Raw genomic sequence first — 20680 nt, 5'->3', positions numbered from 1 at the left:
CGGTGTGGGGGCGGCACCTGGCCTGCTTGCCGGATCCCGCGGTCTGAAGCTCAGCCTTCGCGCGTCTGACGGGCGGCGCGCCCACCGCGACGGCGCGGCTTCAGGGCTGCACGTTGCGGCAATTGTGCCATGACGATCCGGCGCTGCTCGACGCTCATCCGGCCCCACTCGGTAATCTCATCCATGGTGCGATGGCATCCGGCGCAGAGGCGGGTGTCGGGATGGATGACGCAGATCTGCACGCAGGGGCTTTCGATCTCGTCGCGTTTCCAGACCGGGGTGTTCATCCCGAGGACTCCATGAACGACAGCCGGTCCAGTGCGCCCTGAAGGATGAAACTGGCCGCCACATTGTCGATGATCGCCGCCCGCTTGCCGCGCGAGCGGTCGGATTCCAGCAACGCCCGCTCGGCGGCGACGGTGCTCAGACGTTCATCCCAGTATCCGATGGCCATTTCGGTCATCTCCGACAGGTTGCGCGCGAAGGCGCGGGTGGACTGGCAGCGCGGTCCCTCGCTTCCGTCCATGTTCAGCGGCAGGCCCAGCAGGACGCCCGAGATCTCGCGCTCGCGGCTGAACGTGAGGATCTCCAGCACATCCTTTGTAAACTTCTTGCGCTTGATGGTCTTGACCGGAGACGCCACCTTGCGGCGCGGATCCGACATCGCCAGACCGATGGTCTTGGTGCCATAGTCCAGACAGATGATGGCGCGATTGGGGGGCAGGGCGGCGGCAAAGGCCTCGAACCCGTCGTGGATCATTGCAAGATCTCCGCCCGGCGCGCGGCCTCGGCCAATTCGTTCAGAGCCGGGGCATTGCCGTCAAAGACCTGTTGGCTTTCCGCGTAGATCGCGTTGGCCCGTCCGGTTTCGCCCAGCACGCCCAGGGCGGTGATGAGCCGCGCCCATTCCGATGGCGTACCGCCTTCGCTGGCCAGACGTTCCGACAGGCCCTCGACCATGGTGCGGATCATCTCCATCCGCTCCTCGGGGCTCATCTCGGCGGCGGCATCCATATCCTCGGCGGAGGGGCCAGCCAGGGGCGCGACCTCGGCAAGCCGGTAATCGATGCCGGCGCGGAAGGCGAGTTCCTCGATCTGGCCACGAATGGCGGGCAGCCAGGGCGCGTCGGGTGTGGACTCCTCCATCAGCGGTTTCCAGATACGGAACGCCATGTCGGGGCGCCCGGTCTGGGCATGCATCAGCCCGATGTAATAGCGCGCCGGCCCGTTGTGCGGATCGCGCTTCAGGGTTTCGTTCAGCGCCGCCTCGGCCTCGGGCGAGACATAGCCGTTGGTGGCGATCACCATCAGGTCGGCCCAGGTGACATAGTCGGTGGCGGTGGCATCCGTGCCGCGCAACTCGATCAGCCGCGCCTGTGCCTTGTGGGCGGCGGTGAAATTGCCAAGGGCGGCCTCGTTGTTGGCCAGCAACTCAAAGCCGCGCGGATCGTCGGGGCGGTCCGCCACGGTCGTGCGCAATTGCTCCACCAGCTTGACGAATTGCGGATCGCGTTCGGGCAGGCCGGTGAGCGGCTCGGTCCTTGCCTCGGCCTCGGACTGGCTGGGCCGGGTTTCGCGCAGCGTGCGCGCGTTTTCGATGCGGGTCTTCAACGGCAGGTCGCCAAAGCCGGGCGCGCCCAGCTTCAGGTAGGCCGCAAAGCTGCCACCGCCCAGCACGATGCCCAACACGGCGATCAGGCCCAGGGTCGCCCCGCGCGGGGCCGATCCCGGTGCAACGCGGGCCGACCGCGCCTTGTCGGCTTCCAGGATGCGGCGCTTGACCTCGGTCCGTGTGCGCTCGGCCACCTCTTCGGTGATCACGCCACGGGCAAGGTCGCGCTCCACGCCCTTCAGCTGGTCGCGGTAGACGGCGATATCGTATTCGGCCCGGTCAGGGGCGGCTTGCGGGCGGCGCAGCAGCGCCAGGGCCAGAAGCACCGCAGAGGCCAGCGCCAGGGCCGAAGTCAGGATCCAGAACATCATGACCGGGACATAGGCGCTTTTTTGTCCGGGAAAAAGGCGTCAAACGCGGCTGTACTGGCGGGGGCCCGCGCTTTGTGCCGCATGTCGCTTATCACAGGGCGATTGCCGCCTATCGTCTTGGCATGGTCCCGCGTTCACGCCATGCTGTGGCCAAACTGCAAGAGGTTCGCCCGTGCCGCCCAAACGCCGCTATTCCGCCTTTGCCATCGCCCGCGAAACCCTGCGCCAGCACGCGGGCTGGGACAGGGCCTGGGCCGACCGCCCGATGAAGCCGCGATACGATGTGATCATCGTCGGCGCCGGGGGGCACGGGCTGGCCACGGCCTATTACCTTGGCAAGAACTTCGGCATCACCAATGTGGCGATCCTGGAAAAGGGCTGGCTGGGCGGCGGCAACACCGGGCGCAACACGACGATCATCCGGTCGAACTATCTTCAGGATCCCTCGGCCGCGATCTATGAAAAGGCGCGCAGCCTCTATGAAACACTCAGTCAGGAATTGAACTACAACATCATGTTCAGCCCGCGCGGCGTGATGATGCTGGCCCAGACCGAACACGAAAAACGCGGCTACCTGCGCACTGCACATGCCAATGCCCTGCAAGGCGTGCAGACCGAATTCATTGGCCCCGACCGCGTCATGGAGCTGTGCCCGATCATCAACATCGACGGGCCGCGCTACCCGGTGCTGGGCGCGCTCTGGCAGGCACGTGGCGGCACCGCGCGGCACGATGCGGTGGCCTGGGGGTATGCGCGGGCCTGTTCCGACATGGGCATGGACATCATCCAGAAGTGCGAAGTCACCGGCGTGCGCAGCGCAGGCGGCAAGGTGACGGGTCTGGAAACCTCGCGCGGCCCGGTCGATTGCGACAAGCTGGGTCTGGTGGTGGCCGGACATTCGGGCCATCTGGCCGAGATGGCCGGCTTCCGCCTGCCCATCGAATCGGTGTCGCTGCAAGCGTTGGTGTCCGAACCGATCAAGCCCTGCATGGATGTGGTGGTCATGGCCAACACCGTGCACGGCTACATGAGCCAGTCCGACAAGGGCGAGATGGTCATCGGCGGCGGCGCCGACGGCTACAACAACTACACCCAGCGGGGCAGCTTCCACCATATCGAGGAAACCGTCCGTGCTCTGGTCGAAACCTTCCCGATGATCTCGCGCCTGAAGATGCTGCGCCAATGGGGCGGCATCGTGGACATGACCGGCGACCGCTCGCCGATCCTTTCGACCACGCCGCTGGGCAACTGCTTCATCAACTGCGGCTGGGGCACCGGCGGCTTCAAGGCCATCCCAGGCTCGGGCTGGGCCATGGCGGAACTGATGGCCAGGGGCACACCGGGCGCGCTGGCCGCTGAATTCGGCCTGAACCGCTTCCGTGAAGGCCGCTTCATCGATGAAAGCGTGGCGGCGGGGGTGGCGCACTGATGCCCTTTGACGAATCCCTCGCCAACGCCATGCGCGACGATCTCGGCATCGGTCCCGGCATGGCCGAGAAGAAGATGTTCGGCGGCTTGTGCTTCCTGCTCAACGGCAACATGGTCTGTGGCGTCCACAAGGGCGGGCTGATGTACCGCGTGGGCAAGACCGCCGAAGCCGACGCGCTGGTCTTTCAGGGCGTCCGCCCGCTCAGCTTCACCGGCCGCCGCATGGGCGGCATTGTCGAGGCCGACGCCGATCTGCCCGACAGCACCCGCGCGGCCCTGACCACCATGGCGCTGGCCCATGCCGCCAGCCTGCCCGCCAAATAGCCCCGCCATGATGCGCTTCTTTCACCCGACCGATCCCGGCCAGCCCAAGGCTTTCCCATGCTGACGCTCACCTGCCCTTATTGCGGCCTGCAAGCCGATGAAACCGAACTTCATGGCGGCGGCGAGGCGCATCTGACCCGCTTCGGCCCCGACAGCAGCGACGACGATTTCGAGGCTTATCTCTTCCTGCGTCAGAACCCGCGCGGCGTTCATGCCGAACGCTGGCGCCATGTCTACGGCTGCGGGAAATGGTTCCACGCCCTGCGCGACACGACCACGCTGCAGGTCTTCGGAACCTATCCGGCCCAGACCCTGATCCCGCCCGCCGACCTGCTGAAAGCCGCCGGGGTGGAGCCTGCTGCATGACCTTTTTTCTTGTCAGAAATACTCAATCCAACCTCACTACCGGCGCGGAGGCCTGATCCATGAGCACCCGTCTTGCCTCCGGCGGCCGCCTGATCGACCGCACGCGCACCAGCCCGTTCACCTTTAACGGCCACGCCATGACCGGGTTTGCGGGCGATACGCTGGCCTCGGCCCTTCTGGCCAACGACCAGATGCTGGTGGGCCGCTCGTTCAAGTACCATCGCCCGCGCGGCATTGTCGCCTCGGGTCCGGAAGAGCCCAACGCCCTGGTCGGCCTGGGCAAGGGCCGGTTTTTCGAGCCCAACCAGCGTACCACCACGACCCCCTTGCAGGACGAGGCCACGCTGACCAGCCAGAACCACTGGCCGTCGCTGGAGGCAGACATCGGGGCGCTGAACCAGATCCTCGCGCCGGGCCTGACCGCCGGCTTCTATTACAAGACTTTCATCCATCCGCGCCCCTTCTGGAAGCATGTGTTCGAACCCTTCATCCGGCAGTCCGCCGGTCTGGGGAAGGCCCCCACCGAGAAGGACGGCGACGTCTACGAACATCTCTACGCCCATTGCGATCTGCTGATCGTCGGCGGTGGCGTGGCCGGTCTGCAGGCTGCGCTGGCGGCGGGCATTTCCGGCGCGCGGGTTCTGCTGATCGAACAGACCGGACATTGGGGCGGGCGCGTGCCGGTCGATGGTGCGCAGATCGACGGTCAAACGGCGGACGACTGGATCACCGCCACGGTCGCAGAACTGGAAAGCCTGTCCAATGTCACCCTGAAACGGCACACCCAAGGCTCGGGTGTCTATGACCATGGCTATGTGCTGGCCACCGAACTGCCGCCCGACCATGTGGCCGGCTCGGATAGCGCCCGCGCGCGCCTGTGGAAAATCCGTGCCAAACAGGTGTTGGTCGCCACCGGCGCCATCGAACGGCCGCTGAGTTTCGCCGGCAATGACATTCCCGGCGTGATGCTGGCCGGCGCCGTGCGCGACTATGTGGTCAACTGGGCGATCAGCCCCGGTGCCCGCACGGTCATCGTCACCAACAACGACGACGCCTATCGCACCGCGCTGACCCTGCTGGACGCGGGGCAGGAGGTGCCGGTCATCGTCGATGCACGGGAGGAAGCGCAAAGCGAACTGATCGATCAGTTGCGCGTCCGCGGCGTCCGCATCCTGACCGGCACAGCCATCGCCAAGGTCAAGGGCGGCAAGCGCGTCACTGGCGTGGCGCTCTGCGCCATGAACACCGGCGGCAGCGCAGTGACCGAGATCATCGACTGCGAGGCCGTGGCCATGTCCGGCGGCTGGTCGCCCGCCGTGCATCTGTTTTCCCATTGCGGCGGCAAGCTTTATTGGGACGATGCGCGTGCGATGTTCCGCCCGGATCCCGCCCGGCTGCCCACCGGTCATGATGGCCAGCCCTTCGTGCGCACTGCCGGGGCGGCCAACGGGCATTTCGACACCGGGGCGATCCTGCACGATGCGGTTGCAGCCACGCAAGCGGCGCTGAAGCTGGAAACTGCCCCCATCGCGCCGTCGCAGGCCCAGGACCCCGCCGAAGGACCGATTGCCCCGATCTGGGTCATGCCGGCGCAGGCGCGCTATGAACTGCGGTCGAAAATGTGGCTGGACTTCCAGAACGACGTGAAGGTCTCGGACGTGCAGCTGGCCGCCCGCGAAGGCTATGAAAGCGTCGAGCATACCAAGCGTTACACCACGCTCGGCATGGCCACGGATCAAGGCAAGTTGAGCAATATCAACGGGCTGGCAGTCTTATCTCAAGCACTGGACAAGCCGATCCCCGAGGTCGGCACCACCACCTTCCGCCCGCCCTATACGCCGGTGCCCATGGGCGCCATTACCGGTGAGGCCCGTGACGCCGCCTTCCAGCCCCTGCGCCGCACGCCGATACACGCCTGGCACGGTACCCACGGTGCCCATTGGGAGCCTGTCGGCCATTGGCGCCGCCCGTACTGCTATCTGCGCGACGGAGAATCCATCGACGAGGCGGTGCATCGCGAGGTGAAGAACACTCGCCAAGCGCTTGGTTTCCTTGATGCCTCGACCCTTGGCAAGATCATCGTCAAGGGGCCGGACGCGGGCCGTTTCCTCGACATGCTCTACACCAACATGATGAGCAATCTGAAACCGGGCAAATGCCGCTATGGGCTGATGTGTACGGAAAACGGCTTTCTCACCGATGACGGCGTGGTCGCGCGGATCGATGACGACACCTTTCTGTGTCACACCACCACCGGCGGTGCCGATCGCATCCATGCCCATATGGAAGACTGGTTGCAGTGCGAGTGGTGGGACTGGAAGGTCTATACCGCCAATGTGACCGAGCAATACGCGCAGATCGCCGTGGTCGGCCCCAATGCCCGCAAGCTGCTGGAAAAACTGGGCGGCATGGATGTCTCGAACGCGGCGCTGCCCTTCATGGGCTGGATCGACGGCACCCTGGGCGGTTTTGCGGTGCGCATCTATCGCATCTCCTTCTCGGGCGAGTTGTCCTTCGAGGTGCGCGTGGCGGCGAACCAGGGCCGCGCCCTGTGGGATCGGATGATGGAACTGGGATTGCATCTGGGTGGCATGCCCTATGGCACCGAGGCGCTGCACATCATGCGCGCCGAAAAGGGCTTCATCATGATCGGGGACGAAACCGATGGCACCGTGATCCCGCAGGATCTGGGGCTGGGCTGGGCGATCTCGAAGAAAAAGGCCGACTACATGGGCAAGCGGGCGCAGCAGCGGGCGCATATGGTCGATCCCAACCGCTGGCAACTGGTCGGGTTGGAGACGCTGGACGGCACGGTGCTGCCCGACGGTGCCTATGCGGTAGGCGCGGGCGACAACGTCCATGGCCAGCGCAAGATGATCGGGCGCGTGACCTCGACCTACATGTCGCCGACCCTGGGCCGGGGCATTGCCATGGGGCTGGTCGAGCACGGGCCGGACCGGATGGGCGAGGTCATCCAGTTTGCCACCACCTCGGGCACCACCATCGACACCCGGATCGTCAGCCCGGTGTTCTATGACCCGGAAGGGGAGAAGCTGAATGCCTGATCTGCTGGAGACCCCCGAAACCACCGTCAAAGATCTGCCGCCGGGCGGAATGATCTTGGTGCGCGGCAGCCTTGCGGATGCGGGTTTTTCCGAGGCACTGACGTCCTGCGGGATCACCGTTCCCGACACCCGGCAGATCGCGCCCTGCGTGGCCGGGCAGGTGGGCTGGATGTCGCCCGATGAACTCTTGGTGTTTTGCGATGCATCCGCCAGCGCCGATCTGACTGCAAGGCTCGACACGGCGCTGGCCGGTCAACACACGCTGGTGCAACGGGTCGACGACATGCGCGCCCGGTTTCGCATCGCCGGGCCGGGCGCGCGGGTCGCGCTGGCCAAGCTTTGCCCGGTGGACATGGCCCGGATCGCGCCAGGGGAATTGCGCCGCACCCGTCTGGCCCAGATCCCGGCCGCGTTCTGGACCGAAAACGGCACCGATTTCGATCTGCTCTGTTTCCGGTCGGTGGCCACCTATGCCCGTGATGTGCTCACCCAGGCAGCGCGGCATACGCAAGGTATCGTCTTGCCCTGATGGGGCACGGAAAAACCTGCATGCGGGGTTGACCTTGGTCAGCCCCGTCCTTCATGAGTCCCGTGACAGCAACCACCACAACAGGGGTTTCCCATGGCTTTCAAGCTTCCTGACCTTCCCTATAAATACAACGCGCTCGAACCGCTCGGCATGTCGATGGAAACTCTGGAGTTCCATCACGACATGCACCACAAGGCCTATGTCGACAACGGCAGCAAGCTGATCGAAGGCACCGAGTGGGCAGACAAGTCGCTGGAAGACATCATCACCGGCACCTATCAGGCCGGCGCGGTTGCCCAGAACGGCATTTTCAACAACGCTTCGCAGCATTGGAACCACATCCAGTTCTGGGAAATGATGGGCCCGGACAAGGCCGGCATGCCCGGCAATCTGGAAAAGGCCATCACCGAGGCTTTCGGCTCGGTGGATGAGTTCAAATCGCAGTTCGCTGCCGCTGGCGCGGGCCAGTTCGGATCGGGCTGGTGCTGGCTGGTGCAGGACACCGATGGCAGCCTGAAGGTGACCAAGACCGAGAATGGCGTGAACCCGCTGTGCTTTGGCCAGACCGCACTGCTGGGCTGCGACGTGTGGGAGCATTCCTACTACATCGACTTCCGCAACAAGCGTCCCGCCTATCTGTCGAACTTCCTCGACAACCTGGTGAACTGGGAAAATGTCGCCTCGCGCCTGAGCTGAGCGCATATGGAAACGCCCGCCGGTGTGGCGGGCGTCGGAATGTCGAACGGGGTCCTGTGGGGCCCCGTTTTCGTGTCAGCTGTCCAGTGCCGCGATGATCTGGCCGAAGTCGTCGGCCTTCAGGGACGCGCCGCCCACCAGCGCGCCATCGACGTTCGGCACGGCAAAGATCTCGGCGGCGTTCGAAGGTTTGACCGAGCCGCCATAAAGCAGGCGGATGCCATCTGCCATGTCGGCGCCGAAACGCGCGGCAAGGCGGGCGCGCATGAAATCGTGCACCTCGGCGATCTGGTCCAGCGTCGGGGTCAGCCCGGTGCCGATGGCCCAGACCGGTTCATAGGCGACGACGATGGTCGCGGCGGTGGTGCTGTCGGGCAGGGAGCCGTCCATCTGCGTGCCGATGACGTCCAGCGTCTGGCCCGCTTCACGCTCGCCCAGGGTTTCGCCGATACAGACCACGGCGATCAGCCCTTCGGTAACGGCGGTGGTGGTCTTGATCCGCACGGTGGCATCGGTTTCGCCGTGATCCTGCCGCCGCTCGGAATGGCCGAGGATCACATGGCTGGCACCCGCATCCAGCAGCATCGGGGCCGAGACGTCGCCAGTATGCGCGCCGCTCACGGCACCGTGGCAATCCTGTCCACCAACGGCGATGGCGCTGCCACGGGCAGCCTCGGCCATGCGCGAGATCAGCGTGGCGGGCGGGCAGATCAGCACATCGCATCCGGGCGCCGGGTGGGCCAGGGCCAGGGCCGCGATTTCCGACAGTTCCGCGGAACCGCCATTCATTTTCCAGTTACCGGCTGCGAGTTTGCGAGGCATGGCTCTCCCTTTCAGATTATTGCGCGATTAGGGGAAAGCCGTGGACGAAACGCAAGGGTAGGCGGCCCGGAATCTTGCCGCAGCGCCACTAGCTGCCCGCGCCGAGGCTTTCGTCGAACTTGATCGACTCGCCGCAACCGCAGGCGTCCACCACGTTGGGATTGCGGAACTTGAAGCCCGATTCCAGCAGCGAGACCTCATAGTCGATCTCGGTGCCGAACAGGAACATCTGCGCCATCGGGGCGATCATCACCCGTGCGCCGTCCTGTTCCACCACCTCGTCATGCGGGTCGATCTCGGACACGTAATCCAGCGTGTATTCCATGCCCGCGCAGCCGCCCTTCTTGACCCCCAGGCGCAAGCCCGTGGTGCCGTCCTTGGCCATCAGTTTCCTGATCTGGCTGGCCGCCGTCGGGGTCAGCGAGACGGCCTGTTTTCCGGGGATGCCGAACATGGGTCGATCCTTGTGGTTGCCCATTAAACCTAAGGGCTGGATGTCGGATTCTCAAGATGTGCCGGGCAGCACGCTTACATGAACCCCAGTTCCAGTCGCGCCTCGTCCGACATCATGTCCATGCCCCAGGGCGGTTCCCATGTCAGTTCGACGTTGACCGTCTTGACGCCGGGCAGGGGCTCGATCGCCTCGGCCAGCCAGCCGGGCATTTCCCCTGCCACCGGGCAGCCGGGCGCGGTCAGGGTCATCAGGACCTCGACGTCGCCTTCGGTGCCGATCTCAATCGTGTAGACGAGGCCGAGATCATAGATGTTGACCGGAATCTCCGGGTCAAAGACCGTGCGACAGGCTTCGACCACCGTGTCGTACAGCGGGTGGTCGGTGGAAGAGGGCTTGATCAGCGGCGCGCCTTCCATGGGCGCCGCGCTTGTGTCCTGAGCTGACATGGTGATCCCTTACTATTTCACATGGGAATATATGTCGGCACGACGGGCGCGTCTAGGTGGCCTTGGGTTTTACCGCAGCACGGCGGCGGGCAGGCACCGGGCGGGCCTTCTTTTCGATGGCGTCATACAGCAACCCGGCGACGTTCTTGCCGCTGGATTTCTCGATGCCTTCCAGACCGGGGGAAGAGTTGACCTCAAGAACCTTCGGTCCGGTGGACGACCGCAGCAGGTCCACGCCCGACAGGTTCAGCCCGAAAGCCTTGGCGGCGCGCACGGCGGCGTCGCGTTCCTGCTTGGTGATGCGCACCGGGCTGGAGTTCCCGCCGCGATGCAGGTTGGACCGGAATTCGCCTTCGGCGGCCGAACGTTTCATGGCCGCCACCACCTTGCCCGCGATCACCAGGCAACGGATATCCTCGCCTGCCGCTTCCTTGACGAATTGCTGCACCAGGAAGCTGGCCTTCAAGCCACGAAAGGCGTCGATCACCGACTCGGCGGCCTTGCGGGTCTCGGCCAGCACCACGCCCTTGCCCTGCGTGCTTTCCAGCAACTTGACGATCAGCGGCGCGTTGCCGGCCAGCCCGATCAGGTTGCCGGTATCCTTGGGCGAGGCGGCAAAGGCCGTCGCCGGCATCCCGATCCGCTGCCGTGCCAGGATCTGATGCGCATGCAGCTTGTCGCGCGACGCGGTGATGCCGTCGGACGGGTTCACGCAATAGGTGCCGATGGTTTCGAACTGGCGCACCACGGCGGTGCCGTAAGAGGTGATCGAGGCGCCGATTCGTGGGATCACCGCGTCATAGCGGGGCAGGCGCGTGCCGTCGTAATAGACCTCGGGCGACAGCTGGTTGATCGCCATGTAGCAGCGGGTGGTGTCGATGACCTCGACCACATGGCCGCGCGATTCGCCTTCCTCGACCAGACGGCGGGTGGAATAATTGTGCGCCTCGCGGCTGAGCACGGCGATGCGCAGGCTGCGGCGCGGTGCATCCTGTTTGACGGCCACCGAATGATAGGACTCATAGCCCAGTTCGGGTTGGCAGAAGCTTTGCTGCGGTGTGACCAGCATGTCCTCGGCCAGCGCGGTGCGGCCCAGAAGCATCCGGTAGGCCATGTTGCCCCGGTCGGTCAGCGATACGTCGATGGGCCATTCGCGTTTGCCCATGCGGATTTTGGTGCGGATCACATAGCGCCATTCGGATTCGCCGTTCGACGAGGTGACCTCGCGCCGGTCCACCACCGGGGCCGAACAATGGATCAGCACGTCCTCGCGGTCCGGAATCGGATGGATGGTGAAGCGCACCTTGGGGCTGCTGGCGCTGCCGAAGGATTCGATGTCATAGGCATGCAGCGCCGAGGTCCGCGCGCCGGTATCAACCTTGACCTTCAGGGCGGGCAGTCCCAGTTGCGGCAGACTCACCCATTCCTCCCAGCCCAGTTGGAACGGTTCGGAGGCGGCGTTCGGAGTGTCCATGGTGGAAGAGCCCTTGTTGCGTCAGGTAGGTGTCGCCGGTGGCGCGCTGCGTGTATGGGCACGAAGTCGGTGCCAAGGCAACGGGTTCGTCGCGACTATGCCCCTTCTCGCGCAAGGTGCAAGAACTGTGGCCAAGCAGGGGCCCGTGCTGTACTGGCGCGGGCAAAGCCGATAGCGAAGATCCCATGACCAAAAGCTTCTCCTTCACCCTGAACGCCACCGACGGGAAGGCGCGCACCGGCGTCGTCGCCACGCCGCGCGGCGACATCCGCACCCCGGCCTTCATGCCGGTGGGCACCGCCGCCACCGTCAAGGCGATGATGCCCGAATCCGTGCGCGCCACCGGGGCCGATATCCTGCTGGGCAATACCTATCACCTGATGCTGCGCCCCACGGCGGAACGCATCGACCGTCTGGGCGGGTTGCACAAGTTCATGAACTGGGACCGGCCGATCCTGACCGACAGCGGCGGCTTTCAGGTGATGAGCCTGTCCGACCTGCGCAAGATGTCCGAAGAGGGCGTGCGTTTCAAATCCCACATCGACGGCTCGGAACACTGGCTGACCCCGGAACGGTCGATGGAAATCCAGAAGCTGCTGGGCTCCGACATCGTGATGTGCTTCGACGAATGCCCGGCGCTGCCCGCCGACCGCGACCGCATCGCCAGTTCGATGCGCCTGTCGATGCGGTGGGCGGACCGCTCGCGCGCGGCCTTCGGGGATCGCCCCGGCCATGCGTTGTTCGGCATCCAGCAGGGCGGGCTTGAGCAGGACCTGCGCGGCGAAAGCGCCGAGGCGCTGCGGGCCATCGGATTCGAGGGCTACGCCGTGGGCGGTCTGGCGGTGGGCGAGGGGCAGCAGGCCATGTTCGGTGTTCTGGACTATGCTCCCGACATGCTGCCCGCCGACAAGCCGCGCTACCTGATGGGGGTGGGCAAGCCCGATGATATCGTTGGTGCAGTGGCGCGCGGCATCGACATGTTCGACTGTGTGCTGCCGTCGCGCTCGGGCCGCACGGGTCAGGTGTTCACCCGGCACGGGGTGGTCAACATCAAGAACGCCCGCCACCAGGACGATCCGCGCCCGCTGGACGAGGCCTGCGGCTGCCCGGCCTGCCGCAACTATTCCCGCGCGTACCTGCACCACGTGTTCCGCAGTCAGGAGATCATCAGCTCGATGCTGCTGACATGGCACAACCTGCACTATTACCAGGAGTTGATGCAGGGCATCCGAGACGCCATTGCCGAAGGCCGTTTCGCCGCCTTCCAGGACGCCTTTCATGCGCAGCGCGCCGAAGGGGACATCCCGCGCCTGTAGACAAGGCCGCCGGCGGTGGTGCCGTGAAACAGCTTCCCTTCGCCGGTCCGGTCTGGGAAGCTTGCACAACCCAAGATGGAGTTCACCGTGAAGCTGACCCCGATCCTGACCGCCGCAGTGATGTGCTGTGCCCTGCCACTGGCGGCTGAAGAGGCCCCGTTGGAGCTGATCGAATCCGACTGGTCCGTGTCCTGCGACGACCGGGGCTGCGTGATTTCGCGCTCGATGATGGAACCGACCGTCAACAGCCGCTTTGCCACCTTGACCTTTGCCATCGCGGCCGAGGCCAGCTTTGCCCAGATGGCGCTGTTCGTGCCGCTGGGCACGGCGGTGCAGCAACCGCTGACCCTGATGGCGGGACCGATCCAGCGCGACTATGCCTTCACCACCTGCCTTGCCGAAGGCTGCGTGGTGCTGGACCGGGTGGCGATGGATGATCTGCAGAACATGTCGATCCTGCCGGCCCTGGACATCCGGTTCTTCGCCGCCGAGGCGGACTCCCCGGTCAGGACCAGCATCCCGCTGACCGGACTTTCCGCCGCTCTGGACCAGGTTGCCGAAGCATTGAGCGACTGAACGCGGCTTGTGCATCGTATTTCCGCACAGCGGGGCGGGTTGTCGCCGGATCGCCTTGCCCTTGCCGGAAATGCGGGCCACAGTCACGTTCAAGTCAGAACCCACGAGTTGACAGACGGTCGCAGGAACCCCACCTAAACCGTCTGATCGGAGAGGTTTCGGTTGCCGTTTCGGGGCCGGGGCCTGCTGCCACTAAGGATATGTCATGGAAAACCAACTCAGCCCGTCTTATCCCGTCCTGCCGCTGCGCGACATCGTTGTCTTCCCGCACATGATCGTCCCGCTGTTCGTCGGGCGCGAGAAGTCGGTCAAGGCGCTGGAAGAAGTGATGGCGGATGACAAGCAGATCCTGCTGTCCAGCCAGATCGACGCCAGCGTGGACGAGCCGACCTCGGACGGCATCTATACCATCGGCGTGCTGGCCAATGTGCTGCAACTGCTCAAGCTGCCCGATGGCACCGTCAAGGTGCTGGTCGAAGGCCGCTCGCGCGTCGAGATCGTCGAATATCTGGACAACGAGGATTTCTTCGAAGCCCGCGTCATGCCGCTGGAGGAATCGCTGGGCGAGGAGGCCGCCGTCGAGGCGCTGGTCCGTTCGGTGGGCGAGGAATTCGAACGCTACGCCAAGATCCGCAAGAACATCCCCGACGAGGCGCTGGCCGCCGTGTCGGAAACCCGCGAGCCGGGCAAGCTGGTCGATCTGGTCTCGGGTCACCTCGGCATCGAGGTCGAGCAGAAGCAGGAACTGCTGGAGACGCTGGAAATCGCCTCGCGTCTGGAAAAAGTGTATGGCCACATCCAGGGCGAAATGTCGGTGCTTCAGGTCGAGAAGCAGATCAAGTCCCGCGTCAAGACCCAGATGGAGCGCACGCAGCGCGAGTATTATCTGAATGAGCAGATGAAGGCCATTCAGAAGGAACTGGGCGACGGCGAGGATGGCAGCAACGAGATTGCCGAACTGGAAGAAAAGATCGCCGCGACCGATCTGTCCAAGGAAGCCCGCGAAAAGGCCGAAGGCGAGATCAAGAAGCTCAAGCAGATGAGCCCGATGTCGGCCGAAGCCACCGTCGTGCGCAACTATCTGGACTGGATGCTGGCAATCCCCTGGGGCACCAAGAGCCGGGTCAAGAAGGATCTCAATCGCGCCCAGGCCGTTCTGGACGACGATCATTATGGTCTTGAGAAGGTCAAGGAACGCATCGTCGAATACCTGGCGGTGCAGCAGCGCTCGAAAAAGCTCAAGGGGCCGATCCTGTGCCTTGTGGGCCCTCCGGGCGTGGGCAAGACCTCGCTGGGCAAATCGGTCGCCAAGGCCACGGGGCGCGAGTTCATCCGCATCTCGCTGGGCGGGGTGCGCGACGAATCCGAGATCCGCGGTCACCGCCGGACCTATATCGGCTCGATGCCCGGCAAGATCATCCAGGCGCTGAAGAAAGCCAAGACCACGAACCCGCTCATCCTGCTCGACGAGATCGACAAGATGGGGCAAGACTTCCGTGGCGACCCGGCCTCGGCGATGCTGGAGGTGCTGGACCCTGAACAGAACAGCACCTTCTCGGACCATTACCTTGAGGTCGAATACGACCTGTCGAACGTGATGTTCCTGACCACGGCGAACACCTACAACATGCCGGGTCCGCTGCTGGACCGGATGGAGATCATTCCGCTGGCCGGCTACACCGAGGATGAAAAGCGCGAGATCGCGCGTCAGCACCTGATCGCCAAGCAGATCAAGAACCACGGCCTGCGCAAGGGCGAGTTCGAGATTTCCGACGCGGCCCTGACCGAGATCATCCGCACCTACACCCGCGAAGCCGGGGTGCGGAACCTTGAACGCGAGATCGCCAAGCTGGCCCGCAAGGCGGTGACCCAGATCGTGCGCAAGCAGACCGACAAGGTCGAGGTGACGCCGGAGTCGCTGGAAGACATGCTGGGCGTGAAACGCTTCCGCTATGGTCTGGCCGAGCAGGAAAACCAGGTCGGTGTGGTGACCGGGCTGGCCTGGACCAGCGTCGGCGGCGATCTGCTGTCCATCGAGGCGCTGCGCCTGCCGGGCAAGGGCCGGATGAAGACCACCGGCAAGCTGGGCGACGTGATGAAGGAATCCATCGACGCGGCCTCCAGCTTCGTGCGCTCCATCGCGCCCGAGATCGGGGTGAAACCGCCCAAGTTCGACAAGATCGACATCCACGTCCATGTGCCGGAAGGGGCGACGCCCAAGGACGGCCCGTCGGCGGGGGTGGCCATGGTGACCTCGATCGTGTCGGTGCTGACCCAGATCCCGGTGCGCAAGGACATCGCCATGACCGGCGAGGTTACCCTGCGCGGCAATGTTCTGGCCATTGGCGGGTTGAAGGAGAAGCTTCTGGCGGCCCTGCGCGGCGGCATCACCACGGTGCTGATCCCAGAAGAAAACGCCAAGGATCTGACCGAGATCCCCGACAACGTGAAGGAAGGGCTGGACATCATCCCCGTCAGCCATGTGCGCGACGTGCTGAAGATGGCGCTGGTGGATACGCCCGAGCCCATCGAATGGGATGAGGAAGCCGAAGAGGCCGCGGCCAAATCGGCGCTGGAACGTGGGGGCGACACCGTCGCGGCGCGCGCCCACTAACTGGAGTTCATCCGACCCAAGGCATCGGCCCGCATGGCAATCCCATGCGGGCCTTTTTCTTGGTCCGACCCAGGCAGTTCCTGAACCGCCAGACGCGCGAAAAACCCGGAAATTTGGTCTTGCACCTTGTGTCGGGCAGGGCTACACACCGCGCCACGGGTGATTAGCTCAGTGGTAGAGCGCTTCGTTCACATCGAAGATGTCAGGAGTTCAAATCTCTTATCACCCACCATTTCCCCCTGTCTGATACGGGCGGAAGACCCAAAGCGCGCTGTCGCGCCGCGACCCTTGCGTGGGTGATTAGCTCAGTTGGTAGAGCGCTTCGTTTACACCGAAGATGTCGGGAGTTCGAGTCTCTCATCACCCACCACGCAAGCCCTGCGTCTGCGGTTGGATACATGCTGTCTTCAGCATCTCGCGCCGCGCTCATGGGCATCAGCCCCCAGCCGAACCGGATCGGCCCGACCGGGGGCAGGATGAAGAATGCCGTTCAACTCCCTGTCGCGATGGCCGAAAACCTTGACAAGGCGGCCTGCATTCTCTGGATGGCGGCATTGTCGGCGGCAATGCCATGCGACGGCGCAACGGCGGTGGGATCGTCATAGGTTGCCCATGTCTGTCCGCTGGCATCTTCGAAAAACAGGATCCGCAAAGGCAGGTACAGCGCCATCGTCTGGCCTTCCTGCAGCGCGGTGGAGCCGATCTTGGGGCTGCCGAAAATCACCACCGTGGTGGGCCGCAGGGTTTCGCCCATCGTGGCGGCGCCCTGCGCGAAGTCTACCCTGGCAAACACCCGCGCGCCCGCGGCCTCGACCGCAGTAACAAGGCGGTCAACCGAGGTGGTCACATCGGCGTTGCTGGTGATGTTGATGCGCTCGGCCAGGGCCGGGGTGGCCGACAGGCCGATGACGGCGGCGGCAAGAGTTTTCAGGCGGGTCATGAGGGGTCTCCTTCCATGTGGTTGATGAAACAGGTTTGCCTTGTCCGCGCCCTTCGTGCTGGAGTGTGCCAAGGGCATTTCTGGAGGATTTCGGGAGGATCCGGCGCATGGCGCAGCACATCGGGCGGATCTGGCGGTTTGGTCCCTTCACCTTCGATACCGCGCGGGCAGAACTGACCCGCGACGGGGCGGCGGTGGAGATCGAGCCGCAAAGCCTGCGCCTTCTGGATCATCTGATCCGCAACCGCGACCGTGTGGTCAGTCGCGACGATCTGATAGACGCGCTGTGGCAGGGCCGGGCGGTGTCGGATTGGGCGGTGTCGGCGGCGGTCAAGGCGCTGCGCAGGTCACTGGGCGATACCGTTGTCCCCCGTCTGTATGTGCGCACGGTGCATTCACGCGGGTTTCGTTTCGTAGCCGAGGTGGAGGGTGAATTGTTGCCAGACGCCCAGGCGCGTGAGGGTCCGACAATTCTGGTGCGGATGTTTCGTTGCCCGCAGGCAGAAGAAGCCTACTTGGCCGACGGGTTGACCGAGGATCTGATCACCGATCTGTCGCGGCATCCGGCGCTGACCGTCCTGTCCTATCACACCAGCCGCGCACTGGGGCAAGAGGCGGTGCCGGCCAATCTGGGCGTATCGCGCGTGATCGGTGGCAGCCTGCGGCCCGTTGGAGCGCGGTACCGAATTACCCTGACCATCGAGGATACCAACGATGGCCGCCAGATCTGGGCCGAACGGTTTGACGTCGACCGGGCACGGCTTCTGTCGGCGCAGGACCAGATCTGCAACCGGCTGACAGGGGTGCTGATGCCCGGAGGTGCAGCGGTGGACAAAGCCTCGCACACGGCGCGTCCCTTCGAAGCCTATGACCACTATCTGCAAGGGCGCTATGCCTACTATCGTTACGATCCGGCGGGATTTGCCGACGCCCTGGCACATTTCGAGGCGGCCGCGCGCTGTGATCCGGGCTATGCCGAGGCCTATGCCCAGCAGGCCTATTGCCGAACCTCGCTGTTCGTCTTCGCGCGTCCGGATGGCGATGCGACGCTGGATCCGGCCGAGGCGCTGGCGCGCAAGGCGATTGCGCTGGATGCAGGCTCGGCGCTGGCGCATGCCCGATTGGGCTGGGTGCTGGGATTTCGGGATCGGCCCGACGCCGCAATCGCGGCCTTCGAGCAGGCCTTGGCCCTGTCCCCCGACAACGCCGAAGCGCTGGTGGCCTATGGCGAGACCCTGAACCGGCTGGGCCGCCCGGCACAGGCGCAACCGCTGCTGGAGGCCGCCATGGCGGGCGAGAGCTTTTGCCCGCCAAGCTGGGAATTTCCCCGTGGCCACAGTCTGGTGCTGCTGGGGGCACAAGAGGAGGCTGTTGTCAGGTTCCGAGCGGTGCTGGCGCGGGTGCCGGGCTTTGTTCCGGCGCGGGTGCAAATGATCCGGGCGCTGGTGGAACTGGGCCAGACGGAGGCGGCTTCGGGCGAGGTGGCGCATCTGCGCCGGCTGGCCCCGCGATATGGTCTGGTACAGGCTGCGCGCATGTTTCCCTATCCTGACCTGCAGGAGCGCGACCGCCTGCAAACGGCGCTGTCAGATGCTGGGATGACCTAGGCCGTGGGCCCCCAGCGCGTGATCTCGATTTCCTGAAACAAGCGTTGGATTGGCGCTTGACGGTCTGCGAAGTGGACCATAAACAGACACTCCATCGCGCGGTTGTAGCTCAGTTGGTTAGAGTACCGGCCTGTCACGCCGGGGGTCGCGGGTTCGAGTCCCGTCAACCGCGCCATGGCTTTCCCTCTCTTCGTGATCAGAGATTCCCTGCCTCGGGCGGGGTGTGTTCCGTGACTTTGGATCATTGTGAAAACCCGTGTTCTGCGGAGGGTCCCGGGCGCGATGCAGCGCCTTTCCCGCTGCCCGGATTTTTTGATTGCGGCGCGTGGAAACTGCTTGACGGCTCTGCCGTGGAGACTTAGACACCGCCCACGCCTAGGGACACAGCGTCCCGAACGCGAAAAGCGCGGTTGTAGCTCAGTTGGTTAGAGTACCGGCCTGTCACGCCGGGGGTCGCGGGTTCGAGTCCCGTCAACCGCGCCACTTTCTTTCCCTCATGAATTGATACAGACAATCCTGCCTTGGGCAGATATCTGTCTGCACCCATGAACCATGGGGGCGGCCCCGCAGGACGCGGGGCCGGGGGATGGGATCAGCCGTTCAGCCGGTCAAGGATACGAGCCCAGCTGCGGATGCCCTTGTGAAAGCTCTCCACATCGTATTTCTCATTCGGGGAGTGGATCTGGTCGTCATCCTTGGCGAAGCCGATCAGCATCGAATCCATCCCCAGCAGCGTCTTGAAGTAGCCCGCGATCGGGATTGAGCCGCCGCAACCGACGAAGGCCGCCGCATCGGGCCATTCATCGCTGAGGGCTGCGCGGGCCTGCTCGAAAGCCGGATGGTCGGTGGACATCTGGCTGGCGGGCGAGGCACCATGCGGGGCGAAGTCCACCGTGCAATCCTCCGGCAGGCGCGCCGTCACGAAGTCGTGGAAGGCCGCGCGGATGCGGTCGGGATCCTGCTGGCCCACAAGGCGGAACGACACCTTGGCCGAGGCCTTGGACGGCAGCACCGTCTTGAACCCGGCGCCGGTATAGCCCGACCACATGCCGTTGATCTCGCAGGTCGGTTCCGACCAGATCATCTCGACCGGCATCTTGCCGGTCTCGCCCGCAGGCACCGACAGGCCGACGCCCCCCAGGAAGGCGGCATGGTCGAAGTCCAGGCCCTCCCACTGCGCGCGCAGATCGTCGGGCAGGGGCGGCACCCCGTCATAGAAGCCCGGCAGGGTGATGCGCCCGGTGTCATCGTGCAGATCGGCCAGGATGCGCGTCAGCACCCGCGCGGGGTTGATGGCGATGCCGCCGAACATGCCCGAATGCAGATCCTTGTCGGGACCGGTGATGGTGATCTCTTCGCCTACCAGCCCGCGCAATTGGGTGACGATGGCCGGCACGCGGTCCGCGAACAGACCGGTGTCGCAAATCAGGGCGATGTCGGCAGTCAGTTCCGGCGCGTTTGCTTCCATGAAGGGCACCAGCGAGGGCGAGCCGCTTTCCTCTTCGCCCTCGAAGAAGATGGTGATCGGGCCGGGCAGGGTGCCATGCACCGCTTTCCAGGCCCGGCAGGCTTCGACAAAGGTCATCAGTTGGCCCTTGTCATCCGAGGCACCGCGGGCGCGGATCACCGGGCCGGTCGCGGTCTGTTCGATGCGCGGCTCGAACGGCGGGCGGTCCCACAACTCCAGCGGATCGACGGGCTGCACGTCATAATGGCCGTAGAACAGCACATGCGGACCAGCGCCGTCGGATTTGGCCACCACCATCGGGTGACCGGGTGTCGGGCGCTTTTCCGCCTGAAAGCCCAGTCCGGCCAGATCCGCCACCAGCCAGTCGGCGGCGGCATCGCAATCGTCCTTGTGGGCGGGATCGGTCGAGATGGACTGGATCTTCAGCAGGTCGGTCAGACGGTTCAGCGCAGCATCCAGGTTCGTGTCGATATGGTCGAGAACGGAAGCGAGGGTCATGGGGACTCCATTGATTGACGCGCGCCACCCTATCACCGGGGATCGGCGCGTCCAGATCAGCTGCCGCTTGCCGT

The 20680-nt window shown here is 64.7% G+C and carries 19 protein-coding genes and 4 tRNA genes; 14 read left to right on the top strand and 9 right to left on the bottom strand.

Features of this window, described 5'->3' with window-relative positions; genetic code table 11:
- Positions 1-50 precede the first annotated feature (50 nt).
- Genes AB0T83_RS06270 through ccmI form a run of 3 tightly spaced genes read right to left on the bottom strand, consistent with a single transcriptional unit; the run spans position 51 to position 1983 of the window.
- Positions 51-287, bottom strand: a complete 237-nt coding sequence (locus AB0T83_RS06270) for a DUF1289 domain-containing protein (protein ID WP_366192183.1) — start codon at positions 285-287, stop codon at positions 51-53.
- The gene (gene ruvX / locus AB0T83_RS06265; protein WP_366192182.1) at positions 284-760 is read right to left on the bottom strand and encodes a Holliday junction resolvase RuvX; all 477 of its coding nucleotides are present in this window, start codon (positions 758-760) and stop codon (positions 284-286) included. The genes AB0T83_RS06270 and ruvX overlap by 4 nt, the downstream gene beginning before the upstream one ends.
- Positions 757-1983: a c-type cytochrome biogenesis protein CcmI gene (gene ccmI / locus AB0T83_RS06260; RefSeq protein ID WP_435891147.1), complete on the bottom strand. Its 1227-nt coding sequence runs from the start codon at positions 1981-1983 to the stop codon at positions 757-759. Before ccmI ends, ruvX begins: the two co-directional genes overlap by 4 nt.
- Positions 1984-2155: 172 nt before the next feature.
- Here ccmI and AB0T83_RS06255 point away from each other — a divergent pair, with 172 nt between their 5' ends.
- The 6 genes from AB0T83_RS06255 to AB0T83_RS06230 all read left to right on the top strand — a co-directional run bounded on the left by AB0T83_RS06255 (position 2156) and on the right by AB0T83_RS06230 (position 8391).
- Positions 2156-3412: a sarcosine oxidase subunit beta family protein gene (locus tag AB0T83_RS06255; RefSeq protein WP_366192180.1), complete on the top strand. Its 1257-nt coding sequence runs from the start codon at positions 2156-2158 to the stop codon at positions 3410-3412.
- Positions 3412-3735, top strand: a complete 324-nt coding sequence (locus AB0T83_RS06250; protein ID WP_366192179.1) for a TfoX/Sxy family protein — start codon at positions 3412-3414, stop codon at positions 3733-3735. The genes AB0T83_RS06255 and AB0T83_RS06250 overlap by 1 nt, the downstream gene beginning before the upstream one ends.
- A 57-nt stretch (positions 3736-3792) precedes the next feature.
- Positions 3793-4101, top strand: a complete 309-nt coding sequence (locus tag AB0T83_RS06245; protein WP_366192178.1) for a sarcosine oxidase subunit delta — start codon at positions 3793-3795, stop codon at positions 4099-4101.
- 59 nt (positions 4102-4160) lie between these two features.
- Positions 4161-7166, top strand: a complete 3006-nt coding sequence (locus tag AB0T83_RS06240; protein ID WP_366192177.1) for a sarcosine oxidase subunit alpha family protein — start codon at positions 4161-4163, stop codon at positions 7164-7166.
- Positions 7159-7695, top strand: coding sequence for a sarcosine oxidase subunit gamma (locus tag AB0T83_RS06235; RefSeq protein ID WP_366192176.1), 537 nt, complete (start codon positions 7159-7161; stop codon positions 7693-7695). Before AB0T83_RS06240 ends, AB0T83_RS06235 begins: the two co-directional genes overlap by 8 nt.
- Before the next feature lie 93 nt (positions 7696-7788).
- The gene (locus AB0T83_RS06230; protein WP_366192175.1) at positions 7789-8391 is read left to right on the top strand and encodes a superoxide dismutase; all 603 of its coding nucleotides are present in this window, start codon (positions 7789-7791) and stop codon (positions 8389-8391) included.
- Positions 8392-8466: 75 nt separating this feature from the next.
- On the opposite strand, the gene tpiA is transcribed toward AB0T83_RS06230, so the two are convergent.
- The 4 genes from tpiA to rimK all read right to left on the bottom strand — a co-directional run bounded on the left by tpiA (position 8467) and on the right by rimK (position 11587).
- The gene (tpiA, locus tag AB0T83_RS06225) at positions 8467-9213 is read right to left on the bottom strand and encodes a triose-phosphate isomerase (RefSeq protein ID WP_366192174.1); all 747 of its coding nucleotides are present in this window, start codon (positions 9211-9213) and stop codon (positions 8467-8469) included.
- An 88-nt stretch (positions 9214-9301) separates the two neighbouring features.
- Positions 9302-9667, bottom strand: coding sequence for a HesB/IscA family protein (locus AB0T83_RS06220; RefSeq protein WP_366192173.1), 366 nt, complete (start codon positions 9665-9667; stop codon positions 9302-9304).
- Between the two features lie 74 nt (positions 9668-9741).
- The gene (locus AB0T83_RS06215; protein ID WP_366192172.1) at positions 9742-10113 is read right to left on the bottom strand and encodes an SUF system Fe-S cluster assembly protein; all 372 of its coding nucleotides are present in this window, start codon (positions 10111-10113) and stop codon (positions 9742-9744) included.
- A gap of 52 nt (positions 10114-10165) precedes the next feature.
- Positions 10166-11587 (bottom strand): 30S ribosomal protein S6--L-glutamate ligase, encoded by a 1422-nt coding sequence (gene rimK / locus AB0T83_RS06210; protein WP_366192171.1) that lies wholly within the window; start codon positions 11585-11587, stop codon positions 10166-10168.
- A gap of 185 nt (positions 11588-11772) precedes the next feature.
- On the opposite strand from rimK, the gene tgt reads away from it, so the two are divergent.
- From tgt to AB0T83_RS06185, 5 genes are all read left to right on the top strand, one after another.
- Positions 11773-12903, top strand: coding sequence for a tRNA guanosine(34) transglycosylase Tgt (gene tgt, locus AB0T83_RS06205; protein WP_366192170.1), 1131 nt, complete (start codon positions 11773-11775; stop codon positions 12901-12903).
- Positions 12904-12978: 75 nt separating this feature from the next.
- The gene (locus AB0T83_RS06200; RefSeq protein ID WP_366192169.1) at positions 12979-13479 is read left to right on the top strand and encodes an invasion associated locus B family protein; all 501 of its coding nucleotides are present in this window, start codon (positions 12979-12981) and stop codon (positions 13477-13479) included.
- Positions 13480-13684: 205 nt separating this feature from the next.
- Positions 13685-16093, top strand: a complete 2409-nt coding sequence (gene lon / locus AB0T83_RS06195; RefSeq protein WP_366192168.1) for an endopeptidase La — start codon at positions 13685-13687, stop codon at positions 16091-16093.
- 157 nt (positions 16094-16250) lie between these two features.
- Positions 16251-16325: transfer RNA gene (locus AB0T83_RS06190), tRNA-Val, on the top strand.
- 62 nt (positions 16326-16387) lie between these two features.
- Positions 16388-16463 (top strand) — tRNA-Val (locus AB0T83_RS06185).
- A 120-nt stretch (positions 16464-16583) separates the two neighbouring features.
- Here the strand turns inward: AB0T83_RS06185 and AB0T83_RS06180 are convergent.
- Entirely contained in the window at positions 16584-17033 is a 450-nt protein-coding gene (locus AB0T83_RS06180; protein ID WP_366192167.1) for a DUF302 domain-containing protein, read from the bottom strand.
- Between the two features lie 107 nt (positions 17034-17140).
- On the opposite strand from AB0T83_RS06180, the gene AB0T83_RS06175 reads away from it, so the two are divergent.
- The 3 genes from AB0T83_RS06175 (at position 17141) to AB0T83_RS06165 (ending at position 19123) form a co-directional block, all read left to right on the top strand.
- Positions 17141-18640, top strand: a complete 1500-nt coding sequence (locus tag AB0T83_RS06175) for a tetratricopeptide repeat protein (RefSeq protein ID WP_366192166.1) — start codon at positions 17141-17143, stop codon at positions 18638-18640.
- Between the two features lie 98 nt (positions 18641-18738).
- Positions 18739-18815, top strand: a tRNA-Asp gene (locus tag AB0T83_RS06170).
- Positions 18816-19046: 231 nt separating this feature from the next.
- Positions 19047-19123 (top strand) — tRNA-Asp (locus AB0T83_RS06165).
- Between the two features lie 109 nt (positions 19124-19232).
- Here the strand turns inward: AB0T83_RS06165 and AB0T83_RS06160 are convergent.
- Positions 19233-20606, bottom strand: coding sequence for a M20/M25/M40 family metallo-hydrolase (locus AB0T83_RS06160; RefSeq protein WP_366192165.1), 1374 nt, complete (start codon positions 20604-20606; stop codon positions 19233-19235).
- Positions 20607-20680: the final 74 nt, after the last annotated feature.

Source organism: Meridianimarinicoccus marinus (genome assembly GCF_040689105.1).
Lineage (GTDB): Bacteria > Pseudomonadota > Alphaproteobacteria > Rhodobacterales > Rhodobacteraceae > Meridianimarinicoccus > Meridianimarinicoccus marinus.
The sequence above is the reverse complement of the archived record's forward strand: the minus strand, read 5'-3'. Positions and strand labels throughout refer to the sequence as shown.